Below are 22,158 nucleotides of genomic sequence, written 5' to 3'. Positions count from 1 at the left end.
GCAACGGGCCGCCGGATCTCAGGAGTTGTGGCATGAATATCGCCAAGGACGCGCGTACCGCGGTCGCCGGGCTTCCGCTGGCCGGGCTGGCCCTCGTCGAGGTCTTCTTCTTCTCCCTGCTGGTGACCGCGATCTCCCTGCTCGGGGCGGGCATCGGCCTCTTCCTCGTCCCGGCGGCCGCCCTCGCCGCCCGCGGCACGGTGAACGTCACCCGCCGGCTGGCCGGCGCCCGCCTGGAGGGCGGCATCCCCGAGCCGTACCTGCCGGAGCCGCCCCGCGAGGGCGGGCTCAAGAGCTGGTGGAGCCGCACCCAGTGGATCCTCACCGACCCCGCGACCTGGCGGGACCTGGCCTGGATGCTGGTCAACCCGGTCGTCGGGATCGTCCTGGTCCTGCTGCCGCTCACCCTGATCGCGTTCGGCGTCTTCGGCCTCCTGATGCCCCTGCTGTGGGAGGACATCAGCGGCAACGGCGGCAACAACTGGTACTGGTTCGTCAAGGTGACCGACGGTCAGAGCGCCCTGTACGCGCTCGGGCTGGGCATCCCGACCCTGCTGATCGGCCTGGCCGGCGCCCCCGCCCTGATGCGCGCCCACGCCGGGCTCGCCCGCACCCTCCTCGCCCCCACCGAGACCTCCGGCAAGGTCCTGCACCTGACCCGCACCCGCTCCGAGGCCGTCAGCAGCTCCGCCGCCGAACTGCGCCGCATCGAGCGCGACCTGCACGACGGCGCCCAGGCCCGGCTCGTCGCCCTCGGCATGAACCTCGGCGTCGCCGAGCAGCTCCTCGCCAAGGACCCGGAGGCGGTCCGCGCGATCCTCGCCGACACCCGCAAGGCCTCCGCCAGCGCCCTGAACGAGCTGCGCGACCTGATCCGCGGCATCCACCCGCCGGTCCTCGCCGACCGCGGCCTCGCCGACGCCGTCCGCGCCCTCGCCATGGACAGCCCGCTCGACGTCTCCGTCACCGCCGAACTGCCCGGCCGCGCCGACGCCCCCGTCGAGTCCGCCGTCTACTTCGCCGTCTCCGAGCTCCTGACCAACGCGGCCAAGCACGCCGCCCCCACCCACGTCACCGTCGACCTCTGGTACGCCGACGGCCGGATCCGCGCCCAGGTCAGCGACGACGGCCACGGTGGGGCCGACGTCTCGCGCGGCACCGGTCTGCGCGGCATCGAGCGCCGCCTCGCCGCCTTCGACGGCGTGCTGGCGGTCCACAGCCCGGTGGGCGGACCCACCACCCTCACCCTGGAGATCCCTTGCGCGTTGTCCTAGCCGAAGACCTGTTCCTCCTGCGCGACGGCCTGGTGAGGCTGCTGGAGGCGTACGACTTCGAGATCGTGGCCGCCGTCGACAACGGGCCCAGCCTCTTACGGGCCCTGGTCGACGAGCGGCCCGACGTCGCGATCGTCGACGTACGCCTCCCGCCCACCTTCACCGACGAAGGTCTCCAGGCCGCCCTGACGGCCCGCAGGAAGGTCCCCGGCCTGCCGGTGCTCGTCCTCTCCCAGTACGTCGAGCAGCTCTACGCGCGTGAGCTGCTCGCCGACGGCAGCGGCGGCATCGGCTACCTCCTCAAGGACCGCGTGTTCGACCCCGACCAGTTCGTGGAGTCCGTCCGCCGGGTCGCCGCCGGCGGCACCGCCATGGACCCCGACGTCGTCGCCAAGCTGTTCGCCAAGGACAGCAACGGCCCCACCGGCTCCCTCGCCCGGCTCACCCCGCGCGAGCGGGAGGTGCTGGCGCTGATGGCCGAGGGCCGCTCCAACGCCTCGATCGCCCAGTCCCTGGTGATCACCGAACGGTCCGTCATCAAACACACCTCGAACATCTTCGCCAAACTCGACCTGCCGGTCTCCGACGACGCCAACCGGCGGGTCCTGGCGGTCCTGGCGTTCCTCAAGTGAGCCACGGACGCCCGCAGTGGGGCGGAGGAGACGGACAGGCGCGCACGCGGAATCGCGACTGCCGTCGGCGGCGCCGGCCGGGGAGCGGGGGGCCGCATCCCGGCCCGGTGCCCCCGGCGGACGACGCCCACCGCGGGGTGCCGGCGGTCCCGGCCCGCCTCAGGAGCTGAGTGCCTTGGCGTAGCAGAGGCTGGCCTCGTGGAAGCGGTAGTAGCCGAACTTGGTGCACGGCTCGTAGCCGCTGGAGGTGTACAGCGCGATGGCCTCCGGCTGCTGGGTGCCGGTCTCCAGCACCATCCGCAGGCGGCCGGCCGCGCGGGCGTCCTCCTCCAGCGCGGCGAGCATCCGGCGGGCCAGTCCGAGCCCCCGCGCCTGCCTGACCACGAACATCCGCTTCAGCTCGGCGTCCCCGTCCCGGTTGCCCTCGCCGTTCTCGTCCTGGCTGCGCCAGCCGCCCGTGGCGACCGGCCGGTCCAGCTCGTCGTAGGCGATGAGGTACACGCCGTGCGGCGGGTCGAAGTCGGCGGGCGCCAGGACCGTGGCGTCACCGCCGTCGCCGTAGCGCTCGTGGTACTCGGCCTGGACCTCGTCGTTGAGCTTGACGGCGTCCGGGTGGTCGAACGCGACACGACGTATATTCATGCTGCTCAAGGTACATCCATGCATCGATAGTCGGTGGGCGGGGAAACGGACCCCGTCCAGTGTGCCGGTATCGTGCCGGGGTGCTGACCGTGACCTCCGTGAACGTGAATGGGCTGCGCGCCGCCGCGAAGAAGGGCTTCGTGGAGTGGCTCGCCGACACCTCCGCCGACGTGCTGTGCCTCCAGGAGGTGCGCGCCGAACCGCACCAGCTGCCGGAGGAGGTGCGCGCCCCCGAGGGCTGGCACGTCACCCACGCGCCCGCCGCCGCCAAGGGCCGCGCGGGCGTCTCCCTCTGCACCCGCCGCGAGCCGGACGCCGTCCGCGTCGGCTTCGGCTCCACCGAGTTCGACACGTCGGGCCGCTACGTCGAGGCCGACCTGCCGGGTGTGACGGTCGCCTCCCTCTACCTCCCGTCCGGCGAGGTCGGCACCGACCGCCAGGACGAGAAGTTCCGCTTCCTGGGCGAGTTCCTGCCCTACCTCAAGGACCTGCGCGAACGCGCCGCCGCCGACGGCCGCGAGGTCCTGGTCTGCGGCGACTGGAACATCGCCCACCAGCAGGCCGACCTGAAGAACTGGCGCTCCAACACCAAGAAGTCCGGCTTCCTCCCCGAGGAACGGGACTGGCTGACCCGGGTCCTCGCGCCGGCGGACGGCGGCTACGTCGACGTGGTCCGCGCCCTGCACCCGGACGTGACGGGGCCGTACACCTGGTGGTCGTACCGGGGGCGGGCCTTCGACAACGACGCGGGATGGCGGATCGATCTTCAGGTGTCGACCCCCGGCCTCGCGAGAAGGGCCGTGAAGGGCCTGGTGGAGCGGGCGGCCACGCACGGCGAGCGCTGGTCGGACCACGCGCCGGTGACGGTGGTCTACGACCTCTGAGCGCGCGGACGGCGTCTCACGCCCCGTCCGCCTGCCACAGCCGCCGGTCCAGCGCCAGCGAGAGTTCCGCCTCGACCACGCTGCGGGCCAGCGGGCGCAGCCGGGGCAGGGCCTGTTCGCCCGCGTGGCGCAGGATCAGGTCGGTGAAGAGTTCCGCGAGGGCGTCGGCGTGGTCGCGGACGCGGGCGCCGGCGGCGAGGACCTCCGCGAGGGGGATGCCCTCGCGGACCAGGGCGGCGGAGACGTCCAGCAGGCGGCGGCTGATGTGGACGATCTCGTCGCCGTCGGTGCCCAGGTAGCCGAGCTCGAGGGCGGCGGCGAGGTTCTCCGGGGTGACCTGGCCCTCGAACCGGGCGGCGAGTTCCTCGGGGGTGAGGCGGACCGGTTCCTCCTCGGTGGGGGCGCCGACGCCGAGCAGGTCGGCGACGTCGCGGCCGTGGTCGAGGGCGTCGGCGAGCTCGGCGATGCCGGTGAGGGTGTGGCCGCGTTCCAGCAGGGCCGCGATGGTGCGCAGACGGGCCAGGTGGTGGTCGTCGTACCAGGCGATGCGGCCCTCGCGCCGGGGTGGCGCGAGCAGTTTGCGCTCGCGGTAGAAGCGCAGGGTGCGCACCGTGATGCCGGCCTCCCCGGCCAGTTCCTCCGTCCGGTACTCCCGTTTGTCCGTCACCCGGGAAGCCTATGTCGTACCGCCGGTAACTTGCCTCCCCCGCCCCCTACCCATCGGTACGGAGCTGCTCTACGCTCCGATTGCGCCAGTGTTCACTGGCAGGTTCACGGGTCCACCGGTCCGCGGATGCGCGCAGTCGTGGACGCGCGGTGTCGTGGGCGCACGGAGTTGTCGCAGTGTCGCGAGGCAGGGAGACGTCGGGATGACCGAGCACGAGCATGTGCGGGTGGCGGTGATCGGGTCCGGGTTCGGCGGACTGGGAGCCGCGGTGCGGCTGCGCCGGGAGGGGATCACCGACTTCGTCGTCCTGGAACGGGCGGGCGACGTCGGCGGCACCTGGCGCGACAACAGCTATCCGGGCTGCGCCTGCGACGTGCCGTCCCACCTGTACTCCTTCTCCTTCGCGCCCAACCCCGACTGGCCGCGCGCCTTCTCCGGGCAGGAACACATCCGCGCCTACCTGGAGCACGTCGCGGACGTCTTCCGGCTGCGCCCCCACATCCGCTTCGGCGCCGAGGTCGAGCGGATGGCGTGGGACCCGGAGCGGCTGCGGTGGGACATCGAGACGGCGAGCGGGTCGCTCTCGGCCGACGTCGTGGTGTCCGCGACCGGGCCGCTGTCCGACCCGAGGATCCCCGAGATCCCCGGGCTGGACTCCTTCCCCGGCAAGGTCTTCCACTCCGCCCGCTGGGACCACGACTACGACCTCGCCGGCAAGCGCGTCGCCATGGTCGGCACGGGCGCCTCGGCCATCCAGATCGTGCCCGCGATCCAGCCGCGGGTCGGCCGCCTCACCCTCTTCCAGCGCACCCCGCCGTGGGTGATGCCCCGCGTCGACCGGGCGATCAGCGGCGCAGAGCGCTGGCTGCACCGGCGGCTGCCGTTCACCACGCAGGCCCGCCGCGGGCTCCTGTGGGGCATCCGCGAACTCCAGGTGCAGGCCTTCACCAAACACCCGGACGAACTCGGCTTCGTCGAGCGGATCGCCAAGCGCAACATGGCCCGCGCGGTCAAGGACCCGGCGCTGCGCGCCAAGCTCACCCCGGACTACCGCATCGGCTGCAAGCGGATCCTGCTGTCCAGCGAGTACTACCCGGCGCTCACCCGCCCCAACGTGGACGTGGTGGCGAGCGGACTGCGCGAGATCCGGGGCAGCACCCTGGTCGCCGCCGACGGCAGCGAGGCCGAGGTGGACGCGATCGTCTTCGGCACCGGCTTCCGGGTCACGGACATGCCGATCGCCGAGCGGGTCGTCGGCGCCGACGGGCGGACCCTCGCGGAGAGCTGGAAGGGCGGCATGCAGGCCCTGCGCGGCGCCAGCGCGGCCGGCTTCCCCAACTGGATGACGATCATCGGCCCCAACACCGGCCTCGGGAACTCCTCCATGATCCTCATGATCGAGTCCCAGCTGAACTACCTGGCGGACTACCTCCGTCAGCTCGACGTCCTGGGCGGCCGGGCCGCCCTCGACGCCCGCCCGAGCGCCGTGCGCGCCTGGAACCGACGGGTGCAGGACCGGATGGCGCGCACGGTGTGGAACACCGGCGGCTGCACCAGCTGGTACCTGGACGCGAACGGCCGCAACACCACCGTCTGGCCGGGCACCACGAGCGAGTTCCGCCGCGCGACCCGGCGGGTGGACCTCGCCGAGTACGAGATCCTGCGCGCACCGGCCGCCGAGGCCGCCCCGGCCGCCGAGGCCGCGGCGGCCGGCCCCGGGGCGGCGGACCGCGGCGAGCGGCCGGAGGTGACCGCGTGACGGCCCCCGCCGCCCTCGGCCCCTACGTCCCGCCCGCCCCGGCCCGTGTCCTGACCGCGCGCTCCGCCGACGGCACGGAACTGCACGTGGAGGTGCACGGCCCGGACTCCGCGCCGGCGGTCGTCCTCGCGCACGGCTGGACCTGCTCGACCGCGTTCTGGGCGGCGCAGATCCGCGCCCTGTCCGCCGACCACCGGGTGATCGCCTACGACCAGCGCGGTCACGGCCGTTCCCCGGCGAGCCCGGTGTGCAGCGCCGACATGCTCGCCGACGACCTGGAGGCCGTGCTCGGGGCGACCCTCGCGCCGGGCGAGAAGGCCGTGGTCGCGGGGCACTCCATGGGCGGCATGACCGTCATGGCCGCCTCCGCCCGGCCCGCGTTCCGCGCGCACGCGGCGGCCGTCCTGCTGTGCAGCACGGGAAGCTCACGGCTGGTCGCGGAGTCCACCGTCGTACCGCTGCGGCCGGGCCGGCTGCGGACCTGGCTGACCGGGCGCGTCCTCGGCTCGCGCGCCCCCCTCGGTCCGGTCACACCGCTGGCCCGCCGGATCCTCAGGTACGCGACCATGGGCGCCGGTTCGGCCCCGCACATGGTGGAGGCCTGCGCGCGGATCGTGCACGCCTGTCCGCGCCGGGTCCGGCACGCCTGGTCGAACGTCCTCGACCTGCTCGATCTCGACCACGCCGTACGCGAGTTGCGGGTGCCGACGGCGGTGATCGTGGGGTCGGCGGACCGGATGACCCCGCCGGTGCACGCCCACCGGCTCGCCGAGGCCCTGCCGGTCTGCGCCGGCCTGACGGTGCTGCCCGGAGTCGGCCACATGACGCCGGTGGAGGCACCGGAGGCGGTCACCGGCGCGATCCGGGACCTCGTCACCACCCACACAGCCACGAAGGAGGGCGCATGAGCAAGGTGAGCCTCGAAGGACAGGTCGCGGTCGTCACCGGCGCCGCACGGGGCGTCGGCGAGCTGCTCGCCCGCAAGCTCTCGGCGCGCGGGGCGAGCGTCGCGCTGGTCGGCCTGGAGCCCGACGAGCTCAAGGCGGTCGCACAGCGGCTGCACGGCGACGCCGACCACTGGCACGCCGACGTCACCGACCACGTGGCGATGGCCCGGGTCGCCCAGGAGGTGAAGGCGCGCTTCGGCAAGGTGGACATCGTGGTCGCCAACGCGGGCGTGGCCACCGGCGGTCCGTTCGCCGACTCCGACCCCGACGCCTGGCGCCGGGTCATCGAGGTCAACCTCATCGGCTCGGCGGTCACCGCCCGCGCCTTCCTGCCGGTGCTGACGGAGAGCCGCGGCTACCTCCTGCAGATCGCCTCCCTCGCGGCGATCACCCCGGCCCCGATGATGACGGCGTACTGCGCCTCCAAGTCGGGCGTGGAGGCGTACGCGCACAGCCTGCGCGCCGAGGTCGCGCACAAGGGCGTGCGGGTGGGCGTCGGTTACCTGTCCTGGACCGACACCGACATGGTGCGCGGCGCCGACCAGGAGGACGTGATGCGGGAGTTGAGGCAGCGGCTGCCCTGGCCCTCGAACAAGACGTACCCGCTCGGACCGGCCGTGGACCGGATCGTCGCCGGGATCGAACGGCGTTCCCCGCACGTGTACGGACAGTGGTGGCTGCGCGGGATGCAGGGGATCCGCGGATATCTGCCGGGGATCGTCGGGACGGTCGGGCAGCGGGAGATGAGGAGGTTCGAGCCCCGGCTGCGGGGCATGCGGACCGGCCTGGTCGGAGCGGGCGGCGCGGCCGACGAACAGGCGCGCGCTACGCAGCGTAGTTGATCGAAATGCGCCGGATGTCCTGCCGTGTGAATCTGGTCGAGGCCCCACCGAGGGCCATCCCCTCACCCTCATACGGGAGTGAACCCACATGGGTATGAAGGACAAGTTCCAGGACCAGGCCGAGCAGTGGCAGGACAAGGCCAGGCAGAAGATGGACGAGACGAAGGAACGGACCGCGGAGCGCGGCCGGCAGCGCGGTGACCGCGACCACGAGCGCGCGCAGGACCCGCAGCGCACGGCCCGCGACCACGAGCGGGACCCGCAGCGCACGGTCCGCGACCACGAGCGGGAGCCGCAGCGCACGGTCCGGGACGAGGAGGACCGCTACGACGCGGACTTCGACCCCGAGGCGATGCGGTAACGCCGCCGCCGGGCTCGAGCGCACAGGGGTGCCCTCCGTCAAGGGGGGGCACCCCGCGTTCGTGTTGCCGGTGCCGGTGCCGGTGCCGGTGCCGGTGCCGGTGCGTCGACGGGTGCGGGCCGGTGGGGGCTGGTCGCGCCCACGCGGCGGAGCCGCACATCGATACGACCCCGCGCCCCTGAGGCGGTTGCGGCCACCGTCGGCGGGAGAGGGCGGCCGGTGACCGTCGGGACGTGCGGCTCCGCCGCGTGGGCGCGGGCGACCTTGCCACCGGCCGGCACCCGGCGACATGTCCTCAACGCCCCCGCGGAGGCAGCCGGGGGCGGGACCGGTCGGGGGTGTCGGCGAGGCTCGGCGGGGACGCCGGCGGGGTCGTCTCCAGCAGCTCCAGCGCCAGCGACACCGCGTCGTCGAGCTGCGCGTACCGGCCCTCCGCCCAGTCCAGCGGGGTCCGCAGCGCCTCCAGGTCGGGGGCGACCCCGTGGTTCTCCACCGACCAGCCGTAGGCGTCGAACCACGCCGCGTTCATGGGCACGGTGATGACCGACCCGTCGCCGAGCCGGTGCCGTCCGGTCATGCCGACGACCCCGCCCCACGTCCGCTGCCCCACCACCGGCCCCAGTTTCAGCAGCTTGAACGCGGCCGTGATCATGTCGCCGTCGGAGGAGGTCGCCTCGTCGGCGAGGGCGACCACGGGGCCGCGGGGCGCGTCGGTGGCGTACGACACGGGCTGGGCGTCCCGGGTGAGGTCCCAGCCGAGGATGGTGCGGGTCAGCTTCTCCACCACGAGTTCGCTGATGTGGCCGCCCGCGTTGCCGCGGACGTCCACGATCAGCGCGGGCCGGGACACCTCCATCCGCAGGTCGCGGTTGAACTGGGCCCACCCGGAACCGCCCATGTCGGGGATGTGCAGATAACCGCACCGGCCACCGCTCAACTCCCTTACGACCTCCCGCCGTTTGGCGACCCAGTCCTGGTAGCGCAGCGGCCGTTCGTCGACGAGGGGCACGACGGCGACCCGCCGGGTCCGTCCCCTCTCGCCCTCGGCGGGGGTGAAGGTCAGCTCCACCGTCGTACCGCCCGCTCCCGCCAGCAGCGGGAAGGGGCCGGCGACCGGGTCCACCGGACGCCCGTCGACATGGGTGAGCACCGCGCCCTCGCGGATGCCGGTGCCGGCCAGCGGCGACCGTGCCCTGGAGTCGGAGGAGTCGCCGGGCAGGATCCGCTTGACCGTCCAACGGCCGTCCCTGCACACGAGGTTGGCGCCGAGGAAGCCCTGCCGGCGCTGGTAGTGCGCGGGGCCCTCGTTGCGGCGGGCGGCGGTGACGTAGGCGTGGGAGGTGCCGAGTTCGCCGAGGACCTCCCGCAGGAGGTCGGCGAACTCGTCCGGGGAGGCGACCCGTTCGACCAGGGGCCGGTACTGGTCGAGGACCGCGTCCCAGTCGATGCCGCACATCCCCGGGTCCCAGAAGTAGGCGCGGATGAGCCGGCCCGCCTCCGCGTAGGCCTGCCGCCACTCGGCGCCCGGGTCGACCTCGTGGAGGACGCGGCGCAGGTCGATCCAGACCGTGGAGTCGAGGTCGCCGGACTCGGTGGAGGGCACCGCGCGCAGCTCGCCCTCGTCGACGACGACCAGCCGGCTGCCGTCGCCGCTGACCGCGAACCAGTCCAGGTGGCCGACGAGTTCGGACTTCTTCGCCTTGCCCAGGTGGAAGTGCTCCAGCGTCGGCCGGCCGCTGGTGTCGTCGGGGTTGGCGAAGGTCTCGCCGAGCGCCCCGGAGATCGGCCAGCGCAGCCAGACCAGACCGCCGCCCGCGACCGGCGACAGCGCCGAGTACTTGGAGGCAGGCACGGGGAACGGCGTCACCCGGCTCTCCAGCCCCTCGACCTCGACGCTCACCGTGCCGTCGCCGCCCTCGTCCTCCACCGGGTCGAGCCCGCCGGCGGCCGGCCGCCCCTCGGGGGTGAGGGCGAAGGGGGAGGGGGTCGCGGAGTTCAGCGGCACCAGGTAAGGGCGGCAGCCGAGCGGGAAGGACAGGTCGCCGGTGTGGACGTCGTACACCGGGTCGAAGCCGCGCCAGGAGAGGAAGGCGAGGTAGCGGCCGTCGCGCGTGAAGACCGGGTTCTCGTCCTCGAAGCGCCCGTTCGTCACGTCGACGATCAGGGCCTCGCCTCCGCCGGGCCCGGGGATCCGGCCCATCCTGATCTGCCGCAGCGACCGTCCGATCCCCGGATGCGACCAGGTCAGCCAGGCCCCGTCGGGAGAGAACGCGAGATCGCGCACGGGCCCGTTCACCGACCGGACCAACTCGACGACCTCACCACCGCCGGGACCGCCGGGACCGGCGGGGCCGCCGGGGTCGTCAGCACTGCCGGAGCCGTCAGGGTCGCCGGAACCCTCGGGGCCGCCCGACCCGCCGGGGGGATCGGAGCCGTCGGGGCCGCCGGTGCTGCCGGACCCGCCCGGCCCGCCGGGGGGACCGGAGCCGTCAGGGTCGCCGGCACCGCCGGAGGGGCCGGGGCCGTCCGGTTCCCCGGCCTCCCCTCCTTCCGGGGGCCCCTCCGCCCCGCCCGCGGCCGCCGCCTCGTCGGACACCGTCACCAGCAGCAGGCGGCCGTCGTGCGAGGCGATCGCCAGCCGCTCGCCCGCCGGGTCGGAGACCATCTCCAGCACCCGGCCGAGGCCGCCGGAGACCGGCCGCCGCGGCGGCCGGTCTCCGCTCGCGCGCGGCAGGAAGGCGATCTCGACGGCGTCCTCGCCCTCCGCGTCCGTCACGTAGGCGACCCGGCCGCCCGGGCCGAGCATCTCGGGGAGCCGCACCCGTGCCCCGGGCAGGTCGGTGATGGTCCGCGCGGGCCCGTCGCGGTGGGTGAGCCAGTACAGGCTGCCGCGCACGACGACCGCGCTCGCCCGCCCGGTCCCGTCGACCGAGATCCCGTCCACGTGCTGCGCGGCCGGGATCTGGTGGCGCCGCCGTCCGGTCCGCGGCCCGCCGAGCCGTACGTCGATCCGGCGCGGCGCGGAGTCCGGGGACAGGTCGTCGACGATCCAGAGGTCCCCGGCGCACTGGTAGACCACGCGGGTGCCGTCGCTGGCGGCGTTGCGGGCGTAGAAGGCGTCGTGGTCGGTGTGCCGGCGCAGGTCGGAGCCGTCGTGGGCGCAGGAGTAGAGGTTGCCGACGCCCTCGTGGTCGGAGAGGAAGGCGACCCGGCCGCCGACGAGCATGGGAGCGGCGAGATGACCCTCCAGGCCGGCGAGCAGCCGCTGTCCGTGCAGCCAGAGCCGGCCCGTGGCACCGCCCCGGTACCGCTTCCAGGAGGCCGGCTCGTGCGGTGGGGTGCCGGTGAGGAGCAGGGTGCGGCGCTCGCCGTCGAGGTCGGCGCTCTGGAGGTCGGCGACCGGGCCCCAGGGCAGTTTGCGGCCGGGGGAGCCGTCGGGGGAGACCTTGTAGGCCCAGGTGAAGTAGGAGAAGGGTTCGCCGTGGGAGCCCACGGCGAGGATCTCGCCGTCCGGCGTCCAGCCGCAGACGCGGGTGTCGGAGCTGCCCCAGTACGTCAGCCGCCGGCCGGGACCGCCGTCCACCGGCACCAGGTGGATCTCGGGGGCGAGGCTGCGCCAGCTCGTGTAGGCGACCCGGGCGCCGTCCGGCGAGAAGCGGGGGTGGCCGGCCTTGGTGCGGTCGGCGGTGAGCCGCCAGGCACGCCCCGGTCCGTCGAGCGGGGCCAGCCAGAGGTCGTCCTCGGCCACGAAGCACAACTGGTCACCGCTGAGGTGCGGCAGGCGCAAGTAGGTCACGTTTCCATGCTTTTCCGACGCCAGGGTCCGGGCAACTCATGGGTTCCCGGCGGACGTGAGCCAGAGCACGTACGAAACCGTTTCGTTTCGTTTGGGGGCAGGGTATCTTCTTGGTGTACGGGACGAGTCCGTACTGGAGCCGGAAGGTGAGTGGCATGACTGAGGTCGCGACGACGCGTCGCAGTCGCATCACGCCCGAGCGCGAGGCCGAGCTGTACGCGGCCGTGCTCGACCTGCTCCGAGAGGTCGGTTATGACGCCCTGACCATGGACGCCGTCGCCGCCCGCACCCGGTCCAGCAAGGCCACGCTCTACCGCCAGTGGGGCGGCAAGGCGGACCTGGTCGTGAAGGCCATCAAGCACACCAAGCCGGACCACGGCGAGGGGACCGACACCGGCTCGCTCCGGGGCGATCTGCACGCGCTGATCCGGCTCGAGGACGACTGCACCATCGAGCAGAACTCCGCGCTCATGCGGGGCGTCGCCATGGCGATGCACAACAACGCCGACCTGCGCCGGGCCTTCCGGGACCAGCTCGTCGAGCCGGAGGTCTCCGGCTTCCACCAGGTGATCCAGCGGGCCGTCGACCGCGGCGAGGTCCGCGCGGACTGCCCCGCGCTGGAGTTCCTCCTGCACATGATGGTCGGCGGCTTCGCCACCCGGGCGCTGCTCGACGACCAGCCGCCCACGCAGGCCTTCCTCACCTCGTACCTCGACGCCGTGATCCTCCCCGCCCTCGGCGTCCCCGTCACCTCCTGACCGTCCCCGCGGTCCACCCCTCCCCACGTCACCGCTCACGCCGTCGGACCGTCGTCGACGTCCGGCGGAGCGACGGCCCGCAGGGCGCGGTCGGCGCCGTCACCGACGGGATCGAGGACCTCCAGGACGTCGTGCCGGTCACCCCGGCCGCCTTCGACGAGGCCGGCGACACCGCGACGAACACCGGCTTCTCGCAGAAGCTCGACGACGCGCTGGCCCCCTGCCTGGCGCCGGTGGTGGGCCCGGCCTCCCTCGTCGTCTTCCGCTCCGTCCTGGCCCTGCTCGGCGAGAAGGCCTGGTGGCTGCCGAAGTGGCTGGACCGGATCCTGCCCGATGTGGATGTGGATGTGGATGTGGATGTGGACGTGGAGGGCGAGGGGCTCGAGGACCGCGCCCCCCGTCCCGCGGACCCCGACCCCGACAGGGACCGGGACCGGGAACCTGTCCGCGTGGCGCCGCGCCGAGCGGGCGCGGTGAGAGGGCGCGGTGAGAGGCAGGCCGGTGAGGGCTCCGTGGGGACGGGGCGTCCTCACCGGCCTTTTGTTCGCCTGGTCCGTTGTGACCCACTTTCGGGTGACGCCCGGTCACCGGGAGCGCCCACAGGGCAGACTGGACAACGACTTCGTGCTTTCAACGTATAGATGGACATAGAAGGCTACTGTCACCGGAATATGGATGATTCGTAACACCAGGCGCTGATCGGCTGCTTGCGGGACGTGTGATGGTCAAGTGTGGGTTCTGCGGCCGATTCGGTCGCAACTCGCACAAAACTAGGAGACCTTGTGTCTGCTTCCATTGTTTCCGCCCGCAGTCTCGCCGCCGCCGGCCTCGCGGCCGCCGCTGTGGTCGGCGCCGTGGCCCTGCCGGCGTCCGCCGCCGACCACTCGCGCGCCGAGCGGTCGAAGGTGGAGATCAGCGCCGTCCAGTACAACGCGCCGGGCGGCCGTGACGACCGCTCCAACCGTTCCCTGAACCGGGAGTGGGTCGAGCTCACCAACACCAGCCGCCACGCGGTCAACCTGGACGGATGGAGGCTGTCGAACCGGGAGGGCCGCGTCTACACCTTCCACCACTACCGCCTGGCCCCCCGCGCCACCGTCAGGATCCACACCGGTGAGGGCCACGACACCCGCGCCGACCTGTTCCAGGACCGCCGCCGCGAGGTGTGGGACAACCGCGCCGACACGGCCACCCTGCGCAACGACCGCAACCGCTTCGTCGACGCCGAGTCCTGGGGCGGCCGCCACCACGGCGGCGACCGTCACCACGGCGGCGACCGCTACGACCGCGGTGACCGCTACGACCGTCACGACGGTGGCGACCGCCACGACCGCGGTGACCGCGGCGACCGTCACTGACGCATCCTCACCGACGGCGCGTCCGACCCCTTCCGCCGGGGTCGGGCGCGCCGCCCTGCTGTGCGCGGGTCCCGCACCCGCGAGGCTCCGCCCACCGGGGCGGACGGGGCCCGTCCCTTCGCCGGCCCGTCCACCGCCCCGCTACCGTGCGGTGCATGACGACGACAGCCGCCACTGACGCCGACGAGCCCGGCGACTCCACGACCGCCGGGACCGCCGGCACCTCCGGAGCCCACCCCCGTTTCGCCGAGGCCCTGGACGCCCTCGGACTGGGCGACCTGCACCCGCGCGTCCGCCGCTTCCCCGACGCGACCCGCACCGCCGCCGAGGCCGCCGCCGCGATCGGGTGCGGGCTGAGCCAGATCTGCAAGTCGCTGATCTTCGCGGCGGACGGGGTGCCGGTGCTGGTGCTGATGGACGGGGCCTCTCGCGTCGACGTGGAGCGGGTGCGCGAGGAGCTCGGCGCCCGGAAGGTGACACGGGCCGCCGCCGACGTCGTACGGGAGACGACCGGCTACGCGATCGGGGGCGTGCCGCCGTTCGGGCACCGCACCCGCACCCGGGTCCTCGCCGACCGGAGCCTGCTCGCGCACGACGTGGTGTGGGCGGCGGCCGGGACTCCGCACACCGTGTTCCCCATGGCGCCCGGGGCGCTCGTCGCACACGCCGGCGCCACCGTCGTCGACGTGCGCGAGCGCACCGCGTGACGCCACTGGTCACCTCGGCGGTCCTGCTCGCCGCGGTCACCCACGCCTGCTGGAACGCGATCGCCCACCGGATCACCGACAAACTCACCGGCTTCACCCTCATCTCGGGCGGCGGCCTGCTCATCGGCCTCGCGACAGCACCGTTCACGGCGTTCCCCGCGGCGGCGGCATGGCCGTACCTGCTGGTCTCGGCCGTGATCCACGTCGTCTACTACGCGCTGTTGATGCGCTCGTTCCGGCTGGGGGACTTCGGGCAGGCGTACCCGATCGCGCGCGGCTCGGCGCCTCTCGTGGTGACGGTCCTGGCCGCCGTGTTCGCGCACGAGGTGCCCGACGTCCGGGCCGCCGCCGGGATCGCCGTGTCCTGCGCCGGCCTCACCGGCGTCGCCCTGTGGGGGCTGCGCGGACGGCGCCCCGACTGGCCGGCGATCGGCGCGGCGCTGGCGACCGGCCTGACCATCGCCGCGTACACGGTCGTAGACGGCCTCGGCGTCCGCGCGTCCGGGTCCTCCCTCGGCTACATCGCCTGGCTGATGGCCGTCCAGGGCACGGCCCTGCCCCTGTACGTCGCCGTCCGCCGGCGCGGCGCCGCCCTGGCCCTCCTCCGCCCCCACGCGGCCCTCGGCCTCCTCGGCGCGGCCCTCTCGGTCGCCGCGTACGCACTCGTCCTGTGGGCCCAGACCCGCGCCGAACTGGCTCCGGTCTCCGCCCTGCGCGAGTCGTCGATCATCGTCGGGGCGGTGATCGGCGCGCTCTTCTTCGAGGAACGCTTCGGGGCCTCCCGCATCGCCGCCGCCGCCCTCCTCGTGGTGGGCATCGGTCTGATGCTGCACGCGGGGTGAGGGCGGCGGCGGGCGAGGCCGTTCGGTCCGCTACGGCCGGGCGTACGGCCGCGTCATGATCTCCATGTTGTGGCCGTCCGGGTCGGCGAAGTACGCGCCCCGGCCACCGAACAGGCCGTTGGTGCGGCCGGGTTCGGTGTGCCGGGGGTCGGCGTAGTACGTGACGCCGACGGCGTCCAGGCGGGCGATCATCGTGTCGAACAGGTCCTCCGCCACGAGGAAGGCGTAGTGCTGGGACTGGATCGGCTCGTCGCGCTTCTCGTAGAAGTCGAGGGTGACGCCGTTGCCGAGGTCGACCGGCAGGAACGGGCCGAACGGCGCGCCGACCGGCAGGCCGAGGACCGCGGCGAGGAACTCGGCCGAGAGCCGCCGGTCATGGGCGTGCACGACGAGGTGGTTCAGCTGGGGGAGCGGGCTCTGAGCAGGCATGGTGAGAGGAGGTCTCCGGTCTCGGTGTCCACGGTGGTGCCCTCGCGGGGAGGGCGGGAAGGAAGGACGCGGAGAGGGGGCGGCGGGCCCCTGGCCCGCCTCGCGCTCACGCCGGGGCCGGGCGCCTCACTCGTGCGTGGCCCATGGCCGACCCGGTGGTCACCCCGGGGACGGTAGTCGCCGCTCCGGCGGGCCGCAACGGCGTTTCCGGCCGCGGCGGCTCACCGCCTGCCCCGCGATCCGGGACCGCGATCCGGGACCGGGGGCCCGGGGCCGCTCCCGCCCCGGTCGCCGGAGACGCGCAGGTGCGCGAAGTGCTCGCCGAGGAGTTCGGCGTCGACGTACCGGACGGCTGCCCGGACCTGTCGCCGTGACCCGACTGGGTGCGCCCCGGCGCTTCGAGGAGCACCCTGGAAGCAGGTGTTCCGGAGGTGATCGTCATGATGCACACCACAGTCGGATGGCACGTCGAGCTGGAGTTCGAGGAGGACGCCCAGCACACGCGCGCGGTCGCGCTGGTCAGGTTGCCCGACGGGTCGGAGGTACGGGCCCACGGGCAGGCCAGCCGGCACCGGGTCGACCCCAACCAGCCGCGGGTGGGCGAGGAGATCGCCGGCGCCCGTGCGCTGAACGAGATCGCCATGCAGCTGCTGACGAAGGCTCACATGGAGATCGACGACGCGTCGGGAAGGACCTCGCACCCGATCCACGTGTGAGGGCGGACGGCCGTCAGCCGCCGGCCGTCGCGGTCCGTACGGCCCGCAGGAGCGCCTGCGCCCGAGGGTCCGCCGTCACGCTCGACCGGAAGCCGTTGGTGACGTAACCGAAGGCGATGCCCGACTCCGGGTCGGCGAAGCCGAGGGGGCCGCCGCGGCCGGGGTGGCCGAAGGAGGTGGGGGACAGCAGCGGCGACGCGGCGCCGTGCAGCATGTAGCCCAGGCCGAAGCGGGTGTTCACGACGAGCACCCGGTCCGCCCCGGCGGACCGCTCACCGCGCGCCGCCGCCGCCGTCTCCGGGGCCAGGAGGCGCCGGCCGCCGTCGGCCGCGCCGATCAGCGACGCGTAGAAGCGGGCCAGGCCGTCCGCCGTGGCGATGCCGTTGGAGGCGGGCAGGGACGCCGCCCGGTAGTCGGGGGCGTTCTCGTCGGGCAGCGGGGTGATGGCGGCGAAGGCGCGGCGGGTCAGCGAACCGGGGTCGGCGTAGGCGTCGGCGACCGCGCGCTTGGGGCGCGTGCGCAGCGCACCCGCCTGCGCGGGCCCCTCGGTCTGCCCCACGCGTCCCACGCGTGCCCGCTCGCGCTCCGGCAGACCGAGCCACAGCTCGGCCCCGGCCGGTGCGGCGATCTCCTCGGCGATCCAGGCGCCGATCGTCCGCCCGGTGACCCGTCGCACCAGCTCGCCGGTCAGCCAGCTGTAGGTCTGCGCGTGGTAGCCGTGGTCCGTCCCCGGCTCCCACGCCGGTGCCTGCGCCGCGACCGCCGCGGCGCCGAGATCGGGGTCGGCGGCCTCGGCCGGCGTCAGCGGCCGGTCCAGCACCGGCACGCCGGCGCGGTGCGCGAGCACGTCCCGCACGAGGGTGCGGTCCTTGCCGGCCGCCTTGTACTGCGGCCAGTACGCCCCCACCGGCGCGTCCAGGTCCAGCTCACCGCGCTGCCACAGCATCAGCAGGACGGCGGCGGCGACCCCCTTCGTCGCGGAGCGCACGATCTGCGCGGTGCCCCGCTCCCAGGGCACCCCGCCGTCGACGTCCCGGCTGCCGCCCCACAGGTCGACGACCCGGTGCCCGTCCCGGTAGACGGCGACGGCCGCCCCCCGCTCCCCGAGCGTGTCGAAGTTGCGGGCGAACGCCTCCCGGACCGGCTCGAAGCCGGCGGTCACCGTGCCGTGCACCTCCACGTCCCCACGTCCTCTCGACTCGTCCGCGACCGAGGGCACAACACCTCGGCGGGGCCCGCGATTCCGGTCTCCGACTAGCCCAGGAGAATCGTTACGTCGATGTTGCCGCGGGTCGCGTTCGAGTACGGGCACACCTGGTGCGCCGCGTCCACCAGCCGGGCGGCGAGGCTCGCGTCGAGCACGGGCAGCGAGACGCTGAGGGCGACCGCGAGGCCGTAGCCGTGGGTCCGGTTGGGGCCGATGCCGACCTTCGCGGCGACGGTGGAGCCGGTGAGGTCGTACCCCGCCCGGTTGCCGACCAGGATCAGCGCGTTGTGGAAGCAGGAGCTGTAGCCGGCCGCGAAGAGCTGTTCGGGGTTGGTGCCGTCGCCGTCGCCGCCCAGTTCCGGCGGCATGGCCACCTTCAGGTCGATCCGGCCGTCCTGGCTGGTCACATAGCCGTCCCGGCCGCCGTGGGCGGTCGCCTCGGCGACGTACATGATCTTCGTCGGACGGGTGTCGGTCGCGTCGACGGCGCCGGCGGCGTCAACGGTGCTGACGGCGTCGACGGCGGCGCCTTCGGTCACTGCGGGACCTCCCTGGAGCTGTGCCCAATTGCATCGTGCACAAGGTACCCGTCGGTGAAGAAACGTTTTTCCGAGGGGGTGGTAACCGCTGGTAAGAGGTGCCGCGCCGCGAGCTCAGCGGCCCCGCTCCGCCGCCCCGTGCGCCTTCCGCGCAAGCCCCCACAGCTCCTCGCGCAACCGCACGGCCTCCGCCGCGTCGAGGCCGGTCGCCGCGAGCAGCGCGCCGGGCACCCGCTCCGCGCGCTCCTTGAGTTCCTCCCCGCGCCCGGTGCAGGCGACGAGCACCGAGCGCTCGTCGCGCGCCGAGCGCTCCCGGTGCACCAGCCCGGCCGCCTCCAGCCGCTTCAGCAGCGGCGACACCGTGCCGTAGTCGAGCCGCAGGGCCGCCGCCAGTTCCTTGACGGTGGTCTCGCCGCGCTCCCACAGCACCAGCAGCACCAGGTACTGCGGGTAGGTCAGGCCGAGGTCGTCGAGGAGCGGCCGGTAGGCGGCCGTCACCGCCCGCTGGGCCGCGTAGAGCGCGAAGCACAACTGCTCGTCCAGCGACAGCGAGCCCTCGTCGTCACGGTCCGGGCGGGTCACGCGCGCATTCGTCACGCCCCCATTGTCACGGAGCGCGGGTCGAACCCGAACGGCAGCTCCAGACGGTGCGCCCGCATCAGCGCGTCGTCGGCGAGCAGTTCGCCCGTGCGCCCGTCCGCCGCGATCACGCCCTCGCTGAGGACCAGGGAGCGCGGGCACAGCTCCAGGGCGTACGGCAGGTCGTGCGTGACCATCAGGACGGTGACGTCGAGGGAGCGCAGGATGTCGGCGAGTTCGCGGCGGGAGGCGGGGTCGAGGTTGGAGGACGGCTCGTCCAGGACGAGGATCTCCGGCTCCATCGCCAGCACGGTCGCGACGGCGACCCGGCGGCGCTGCCCGAAGGACAGGTGGTGCGGCGGACGGTCCTTGAACTCCGCCATGCCGACCTGCCCGAGCGCCCGGTCCACGCGCTCCTCCAGCTCCGCGCCCTTCACCCCGGCCGCCGCGGGCCCGAACGCCACGTCCTCGCGCACGGTCGGCATGAACAGCTGGTCGTCGGGGTCCTGGAAGACGATGCCGACCCTGCGCCGGATCTCGGCCATGTGCCGCTTGCCGACGGGCAGCCCGGCGACCGTCACCGTGCCGGCGCCGCCGGTCAGGATGCCGTTGAGGTGCAGCACCAGGGTGGTCTTGCCGGCGCCGTTCGGCCCGAGCAGCGCCACCCGCTCCCCGCGCGCGATCGAGAAGTCCACGCCGAACAGGGCCTGGTGGCCGTCGGGGTAGGCGAAGGCGAGGCCCGAGACCTCGAGGGAAGCAGTCACAGGGTCCATCCCAGCACGCAGACGACGAGGGCGGCCACCGGCAGGGTCAGCGCGTACGACCACTGCGCGCGCGAGGCGGTCACCTCGTCGATCACCGGCATGGCGCCGGCGTACCCCCGGCTGACCATGGCCAGGTGCACGCGCTCCCCGCGTTCGTAGGAGCGGATGAACAGGGCGCCCGCGGACTTCGCGAGGACGCCCCAGTGCCGGACGCCGCTCGCCTCGAACCCGCGTGACTCCCGCGCGATCCGCATGCGCCGCATCTCGTCCGCGATGACGTCGCCGTAGCGGATCATGAAGGAGGCGATCTGCACGAGCAGCGGCGGCAGCTTCAGGCGCTGCAGGCCGAGGAGGAGTTCGCGCAGTTCGGTGGTGGAGGCCAGCAGGACCGAGGCGGCCACGCCGAGGGTGCCCTTGGCGAGCACGTTCCAGGCGCCCCACAGTCCGTCGACGCTGAGGGACAGCCCGAGCACGTCCACCCGCTCGCCCTCGGCCACGAACGGCATCAGCACGGCGAACGCGACGAACGGCACCTCGATCAGCAGCCGTTTCAGCAGGAAGCCGGCCGGGACGCGCGCCCGGAGGGCGACGACGCCGAGCAGGACGGCGTACAGGCCGAACGCCCACACCGCCTCCCGCGGGGTCGACACCACGACCACGACGAACCCGAACGTGGCGGCGAGCTTGGTGTGCGGCGGCAGCGCGTGCACCGCGGAGTGCCCGTGCCGGTAGAGCCGGTGGGCGTGCCCGGCGCCCATGTCAGACGTTCTCGACGGCGGCCGGGGAGGCGTCGGCGCCGCGCCGGCGGCGCACCGCCCAGAACACGGCGCTGCCCGCGACGACGGTCGTGCCGACACCGATGACGCCCGCGAGTCCGCCGGACAGCCGGGCGTCGTCGACGTCCTGGACGCCGTAGTCGGCGAGCGGGGAGTCCGCGGCGGCGTGTTCCTCGGTCTTGCGGTCGATGCCCTTGTCGGCGGCGACCTTCTCCAGGCCGTCCGGGTCCGAGGAGGCGTAGAAGCTGACGAAGCCGGCGAGGACGAGGGAGGTGACCAGGCCGGTCGCCCACAGCGTGCGGCGGGAGGCGCGCGCCGCGGCCGGCGCCGCCGCGGGAGCCCCCTCGGCGGGCACGTCCACGAGCTCGCCGTGCACCCGCAGCCGGAGCCGCTGCCGCAGCCCGCGCGCCCCGTGGACGAGGTCGGGCCGTACGGCGATGACGGCGCCGACCGTCAGCGCGGTGATCGCGGCCTCGCCGACGCCGATCAGCACGTGCACGCCGATCATCGCGCCGGCCACCTTCTCGATCGCCACGTCGGTGGTGCCGCCGACCGCGTACACCAGCGTGAAGGCGAGGGCCGCCGCCGGCACGGACAGCAGCGCGGCGACGAAGGAGGCGGCGGTGACGGAACGGCGCCCGCGCGGCAGGACCCTCAGCAGGCCGCGGAAGACGGCGTAGGCCACCACCGTCGTCACGACCGCCATGTCGGTGATGTTCACGCCGAGCGCGGTCAGGCCGCCGTCGGCGAAGAGGATGCCCTGCATCAGCAGCACGACGGACACGCACAGGACCCCGGTGAAGGGGCCCACGAGTATCGCCGCGAGGGCGCCGCCGAGCAGATGGCCGCTTGTTCCGGCCGCGACGGGGAAGTTGAGCATCTGTACGGCGAAGATGAAGGCGGCCACCAGACCGGCCAGCGGTGCCGTGCGCTCGTCGAGCTCGCGGCGCGCGCCGCGCAGGCTCACGGCGATGGCGCCCGCGGCGACGACTCCGGTCACGGCGGAGGTCGGGGCGTTGATGAATCCGTCGGGTACGTGCACCGTTCGATGATAGTGGCTTAATGCGAAGGGGTTGCAAGAGCGAGGGAGTCCTGATGCGGGACGTGGGACGAGGTGCCGAATGAAGTCCGTGTATCGCACATGTGAGATGCCCCCGCCCCGCAGGGCGGGACCGGGGAAATGTGCGACATTGGAGAAGGGGTGGACGCACGGCTTCCGCACACGTCACACAGCGTGAGAGGGCGGCAGATGTCTGTAGTCGAGCAGTACGCGCGAGCCCACATCGTCACGGACGCGGACCTGACCGAGGAGGAACGCAGCGCCGTCCCCGTCGTCCTGCGCTACGACCCCGACCACGACCCGCGCACCGTTCACGTGGGGCTGCCCGGAGGCCGGGAGCGGAGCATCGCCCGCACCCTCCTGGAGCAGGGGCTGCGCGCCCCGGCCGGCAGCGGCGAGGTCCGCGTCTGGCCCTGCGGACGCGTCCAGGCCATCGTGGAGTTCCACTCCCCGCAGGGCGTCTCGGTCGTGCAGTTCGAGTCCAAGGCGCTGCTGCGCTTCCTGCGCCGCACCTACACGGCGACGAGCACGGCGGGCCGCCAGCTGACCCGCTGACCGCGCCCCGGCCGCTCCGCCTCGACCGGTCCGCCCCGGCCGCTCCGCCTCGACCGGTCCGCCC

23 protein-coding genes and 1 pseudogene are annotated in these 22,158 nt (G+C 73.7%); 14 read left to right on the top strand and 10 right to left on the bottom strand.

Features of this window, described 5'->3' with window-relative positions:
• Positions 1 to 32 precede the first annotated feature (32 nt).
• Together ACZ5FU_RS12915 and ACZ5FU_RS12910 are read left to right on the top strand one after the other, a co-directional pair.
• Positions 33 to 1,274: a sensor histidine kinase gene (locus ACZ5FU_RS12915; RefSeq protein ID WP_451525919.1), complete on the top strand. Its 1,242-nt coding sequence runs from the start codon at positions 33 to 35 to the stop codon at positions 1,272 to 1,274.
• Complete coding sequence (locus ACZ5FU_RS12910; protein WP_451525918.1) at positions 1,259 to 1,906, top strand: LuxR C-terminal-related transcriptional regulator; 648 nt, start codon at positions 1,259 to 1,261, stop codon at positions 1,904 to 1,906. Before ACZ5FU_RS12915 ends, ACZ5FU_RS12910 begins: the two co-directional genes overlap by 16 nt.
• Before the next feature lie 159 nt (positions 1,907 to 2,065).
• Here ACZ5FU_RS12910 and ACZ5FU_RS12905 read toward each other — a convergent pair whose 3' ends face one another.
• A complete protein-coding gene (locus ACZ5FU_RS12905; protein ID WP_451525917.1) occupies positions 2,066 to 2,548 on the bottom strand; it encodes a GNAT family N-acetyltransferase in 483 nt (160 codons plus the stop codon).
• Positions 2,549 to 2,628: 80 nt separating this feature from the next.
• On the opposite strand from ACZ5FU_RS12905, the gene ACZ5FU_RS12900 reads away from it, so the two are divergent.
• Positions 2,629 to 3,432: an exodeoxyribonuclease III gene (locus ACZ5FU_RS12900; RefSeq protein WP_468644557.1), complete on the top strand. Its 804-nt coding sequence runs from the start codon at positions 2,629 to 2,631 to the stop codon at positions 3,430 to 3,432.
• Positions 3,433 to 3,448: 16 nt separating this feature from the next.
• On the opposite strand, the gene ACZ5FU_RS12895 is transcribed toward ACZ5FU_RS12900, so the two are convergent.
• Positions 3,449 to 4,099: a MerR family transcriptional regulator gene (locus ACZ5FU_RS12895; RefSeq protein WP_469045321.1), complete on the bottom strand. Its 651-nt coding sequence runs from the start codon at positions 4,097 to 4,099 to the stop codon at positions 3,449 to 3,451.
• A 202-nt stretch (positions 4,100 to 4,301) separates the two neighbouring features.
• Between ACZ5FU_RS12895 and ACZ5FU_RS12890 the strand changes: the two genes are divergently transcribed.
• The 4 genes from ACZ5FU_RS12890 to ACZ5FU_RS12875 all read left to right on the top strand — a co-directional run bounded on the left by ACZ5FU_RS12890 (position 4,302) and on the right by ACZ5FU_RS12875 (position 8,008).
• Positions 4,302 to 5,858 (top strand): flavin-containing monooxygenase, encoded by a 1,557-nt coding sequence (locus ACZ5FU_RS12890; RefSeq protein ID WP_451525914.1) that lies wholly within the window; start codon positions 4,302 to 4,304, stop codon positions 5,856 to 5,858.
• Positions 5,855 to 6,766 carry an alpha/beta fold hydrolase gene (locus ACZ5FU_RS12885; RefSeq protein ID WP_451525913.1) on the top strand — a complete coding sequence of 304 codons (912 nt, stop codon included), beginning with the start codon at positions 5,855 to 5,857 and terminating at the stop codon, positions 6,764 to 6,766. Before ACZ5FU_RS12890 ends, ACZ5FU_RS12885 begins: the two co-directional genes overlap by 4 nt.
• A complete protein-coding gene (locus tag ACZ5FU_RS12880) occupies positions 6,763 to 7,647 on the top strand; it encodes an SDR family oxidoreductase (protein WP_451525912.1) in 885 nt (294 codons plus the stop codon). Before ACZ5FU_RS12885 ends, ACZ5FU_RS12880 begins: the two co-directional genes overlap by 4 nt.
• Before the next feature lie 88 nt (positions 7,648 to 7,735).
• The gene (locus tag ACZ5FU_RS12875; protein WP_469045320.1) at positions 7,736 to 8,008 is read left to right on the top strand and encodes a hypothetical protein; all 273 of its coding nucleotides are present in this window, start codon (positions 7,736 to 7,738) and stop codon (positions 8,006 to 8,008) included.
• 295 nt (positions 8,009 to 8,303) lie between these two features.
• Here the strand turns inward: ACZ5FU_RS12875 and ACZ5FU_RS12870 are convergent, their stop codons facing one another.
• Entirely contained in the window at positions 8,304 to 11,804 is a 3,501-nt protein-coding gene (locus ACZ5FU_RS12870) for a S41 family peptidase (protein ID WP_469045319.1), read from the bottom strand.
• Positions 11,805 to 11,959: 155 nt separating this feature from the next.
• Between ACZ5FU_RS12870 and ACZ5FU_RS12865 the strand changes: the two genes are divergently transcribed.
• From ACZ5FU_RS12865 to ACZ5FU_RS12845, 5 genes and pseudogenes are all read left to right on the top strand, one after another.
• Positions 11,960 to 12,562, top strand: coding sequence for a TetR/AcrR family transcriptional regulator (locus tag ACZ5FU_RS12865; protein ID WP_451525909.1), 603 nt, complete (start codon positions 11,960 to 11,962; stop codon positions 12,560 to 12,562).
• A 251-nt stretch (positions 12,563 to 12,813) separates the two neighbouring features.
• Positions 12,814 to 12,993 (top strand): annotated as a pseudogene (locus tag ACZ5FU_RS12860) (hypothetical protein); the annotation flags it as partial.
• A gap of 351 nt (positions 12,994 to 13,344) precedes the next feature.
• Positions 13,345 to 13,920 (top strand): lamin tail domain-containing protein, encoded by a 576-nt coding sequence (locus tag ACZ5FU_RS12855; RefSeq protein ID WP_451525907.1) that lies wholly within the window; start codon positions 13,345 to 13,347, stop codon positions 13,918 to 13,920.
• Positions 13,921 to 14,075: 155 nt separating this feature from the next.
• On the top strand, positions 14,076 to 14,627 hold the full coding sequence (locus tag ACZ5FU_RS12850; RefSeq protein WP_468644545.1) for a YbaK/EbsC family protein: 552 nt from the start codon (positions 14,076 to 14,078) through the stop codon (positions 14,625 to 14,627).
• Positions 14,624 to 15,469, top strand: coding sequence for an EamA family transporter (locus ACZ5FU_RS12845; RefSeq protein WP_451525905.1), 846 nt, complete (start codon positions 14,624 to 14,626; stop codon positions 15,467 to 15,469). Before ACZ5FU_RS12850 ends, ACZ5FU_RS12845 begins: the two co-directional genes overlap by 4 nt.
• Before the next feature lie 30 nt (positions 15,470 to 15,499).
• Here ACZ5FU_RS12845 and ACZ5FU_RS12840 read toward each other — a convergent pair whose 3' ends face one another.
• The gene (locus ACZ5FU_RS12840) at positions 15,500 to 15,898 is read right to left on the bottom strand and encodes a VOC family protein (RefSeq protein ID WP_451525904.1); all 399 of its coding nucleotides are present in this window, start codon (positions 15,896 to 15,898) and stop codon (positions 15,500 to 15,502) included.
• 440 nt (positions 15,899 to 16,338) lie between these two features.
• On the opposite strand from ACZ5FU_RS12840, the gene ACZ5FU_RS12835 reads away from it, so the two are divergent.
• Complete coding sequence (locus ACZ5FU_RS12835) at positions 16,339 to 16,614, top strand: DUF1876 domain-containing protein (protein ID WP_451525903.1); 276 nt, start codon at positions 16,339 to 16,341, stop codon at positions 16,612 to 16,614.
• Positions 16,615 to 16,627: 13 nt separating this feature from the next.
• Here the strand turns inward: ACZ5FU_RS12835 and ACZ5FU_RS12830 are convergent, their stop codons facing one another.
• The 6 genes from ACZ5FU_RS12830 to ACZ5FU_RS12805 form a co-directional block, all read right to left on the bottom strand.
• Positions 16,628 to 17,794 carry a serine hydrolase domain-containing protein gene (locus ACZ5FU_RS12830; RefSeq protein WP_468834695.1) on the bottom strand — a complete coding sequence of 389 codons (1,167 nt, stop codon included), beginning with the start codon at positions 17,792 to 17,794 and terminating at the stop codon, positions 16,628 to 16,630.
• 74 nt (positions 17,795 to 17,868) lie between these two features.
• A complete protein-coding gene (locus tag ACZ5FU_RS12825) occupies positions 17,869 to 18,273 on the bottom strand; it encodes an organic hydroperoxide resistance protein (protein ID WP_451526133.1) in 405 nt (134 codons plus the stop codon).
• 201 nt (positions 18,274 to 18,474) lie between these two features.
• Positions 18,475 to 18,957, bottom strand: coding sequence for a MarR family winged helix-turn-helix transcriptional regulator (locus ACZ5FU_RS12820; RefSeq protein WP_451525901.1), 483 nt, complete (start codon positions 18,955 to 18,957; stop codon positions 18,475 to 18,477).
• On the bottom strand, positions 18,954 to 19,712 hold the full coding sequence (locus ACZ5FU_RS12815) for an energy-coupling factor ABC transporter ATP-binding protein (RefSeq protein WP_468644541.1): 759 nt from the start codon (positions 19,710 to 19,712) through the stop codon (positions 18,954 to 18,956). The genes ACZ5FU_RS12820 and ACZ5FU_RS12815 overlap by 4 nt, the downstream gene beginning before the upstream one ends.
• A complete protein-coding gene (gene cbiQ / locus ACZ5FU_RS12810) occupies positions 19,700 to 20,461 on the bottom strand; it encodes a cobalt ECF transporter T component CbiQ (RefSeq protein WP_451525899.1) in 762 nt (253 codons plus the stop codon). The genes ACZ5FU_RS12815 and cbiQ overlap by 13 nt, the downstream gene beginning before the upstream one ends.
• Position 20,462: 1 nt before the next feature.
• Positions 20,463 to 21,521: an energy-coupling factor ABC transporter permease gene (locus ACZ5FU_RS12805; protein WP_469045318.1), complete on the bottom strand. Its 1,059-nt coding sequence runs from the start codon at positions 21,519 to 21,521 to the stop codon at positions 20,463 to 20,465.
• Positions 21,522 to 21,728: 207 nt separating this feature from the next.
• Between ACZ5FU_RS12805 and ACZ5FU_RS12800 the strand changes: the two genes are divergently transcribed.
• A complete protein-coding gene (locus ACZ5FU_RS12800; protein WP_451525897.1) occupies positions 21,729 to 22,094 on the top strand; it encodes an SsgA family sporulation/cell division regulator in 366 nt (121 codons plus the stop codon).
• The last annotated feature ends 64 nt before the right edge of the window (positions 22,095 to 22,158 follow it).

The sequence above is a fragment of the Streptomyces sp. NPDC031554 genome (genome assembly GCF_055580685.1).
This window is presented reverse-complemented; position numbering and strand designations above follow the sequence as displayed.

Excerpts from the sequence above, each read along its gene's own strand:
- ACZ5FU_RS12915 (WP_451525919.1), top strand. The coding sequence starts at position 33 with ATGAATATCGCCAAGGACGCGCGTACCGCGGTCGCCGGGCTTCCGCTG.
- ACZ5FU_RS12905 (WP_451525917.1), bottom strand. The coding sequence starts at position 2,548 with ATGAATATACGTCGTGTCGCGTTCGACCACCCGGACGCCGTCAAGCTC.
- ACZ5FU_RS12890 (WP_451525914.1), top strand. The coding sequence starts at position 4,302 with ATGACCGAGCACGAGCATGTGCGGGTGGCGGTGATCGGGTCCGGGTTC.
- ACZ5FU_RS12880 (WP_451525912.1), top strand. The coding sequence starts at position 6,763 with ATGAGCAAGGTGAGCCTCGAAGGACAGGTCGCGGTCGTCACCGGCGCC.
- ACZ5FU_RS12875 (WP_469045320.1), top strand. The coding sequence starts at position 7,736 with ATGGGTATGAAGGACAAGTTCCAGGACCAGGCCGAGCAGTGGCAGGAC.
- ACZ5FU_RS12865 (WP_451525909.1), top strand. The coding sequence starts at position 11,960 with ATGACTGAGGTCGCGACGACGCGTCGCAGTCGCATCACGCCCGAGCGC.
- ACZ5FU_RS12850 (WP_468644545.1), top strand. The coding sequence starts at position 14,076 with ATGACGACGACAGCCGCCACTGACGCCGACGAGCCCGGCGACTCCACG.
- ACZ5FU_RS12840 (WP_451525904.1), bottom strand. The coding sequence starts at position 15,898 with ATGCCTGCTCAGAGCCCGCTCCCCCAGCTGAACCACCTCGTCGTGCAC.
- ACZ5FU_RS12835 (WP_451525903.1), top strand. The coding sequence starts at position 16,339 with ATGATGCACACCACAGTCGGATGGCACGTCGAGCTGGAGTTCGAGGAG.
- ACZ5FU_RS12825 (WP_451526133.1), bottom strand. The coding sequence starts at position 18,273 with ATGTACGTCGCCGAGGCGACCGCCCACGGCGGCCGGGACGGCTATGTG.
- ACZ5FU_RS12815 (WP_468644541.1), bottom strand. The coding sequence starts at position 19,712 with ATGGACCCTGTGACTGCTTCCCTCGAGGTCTCGGGCCTCGCCTTCGCC.
- cbiQ (WP_451525899.1), bottom strand. The coding sequence starts at position 20,461 with ATGGGCGCCGGGCACGCCCACCGGCTCTACCGGCACGGGCACTCCGCG.
- ACZ5FU_RS12800 (WP_451525897.1), top strand. The coding sequence starts at position 21,729 with ATGTCTGTAGTCGAGCAGTACGCGCGAGCCCACATCGTCACGGACGCG.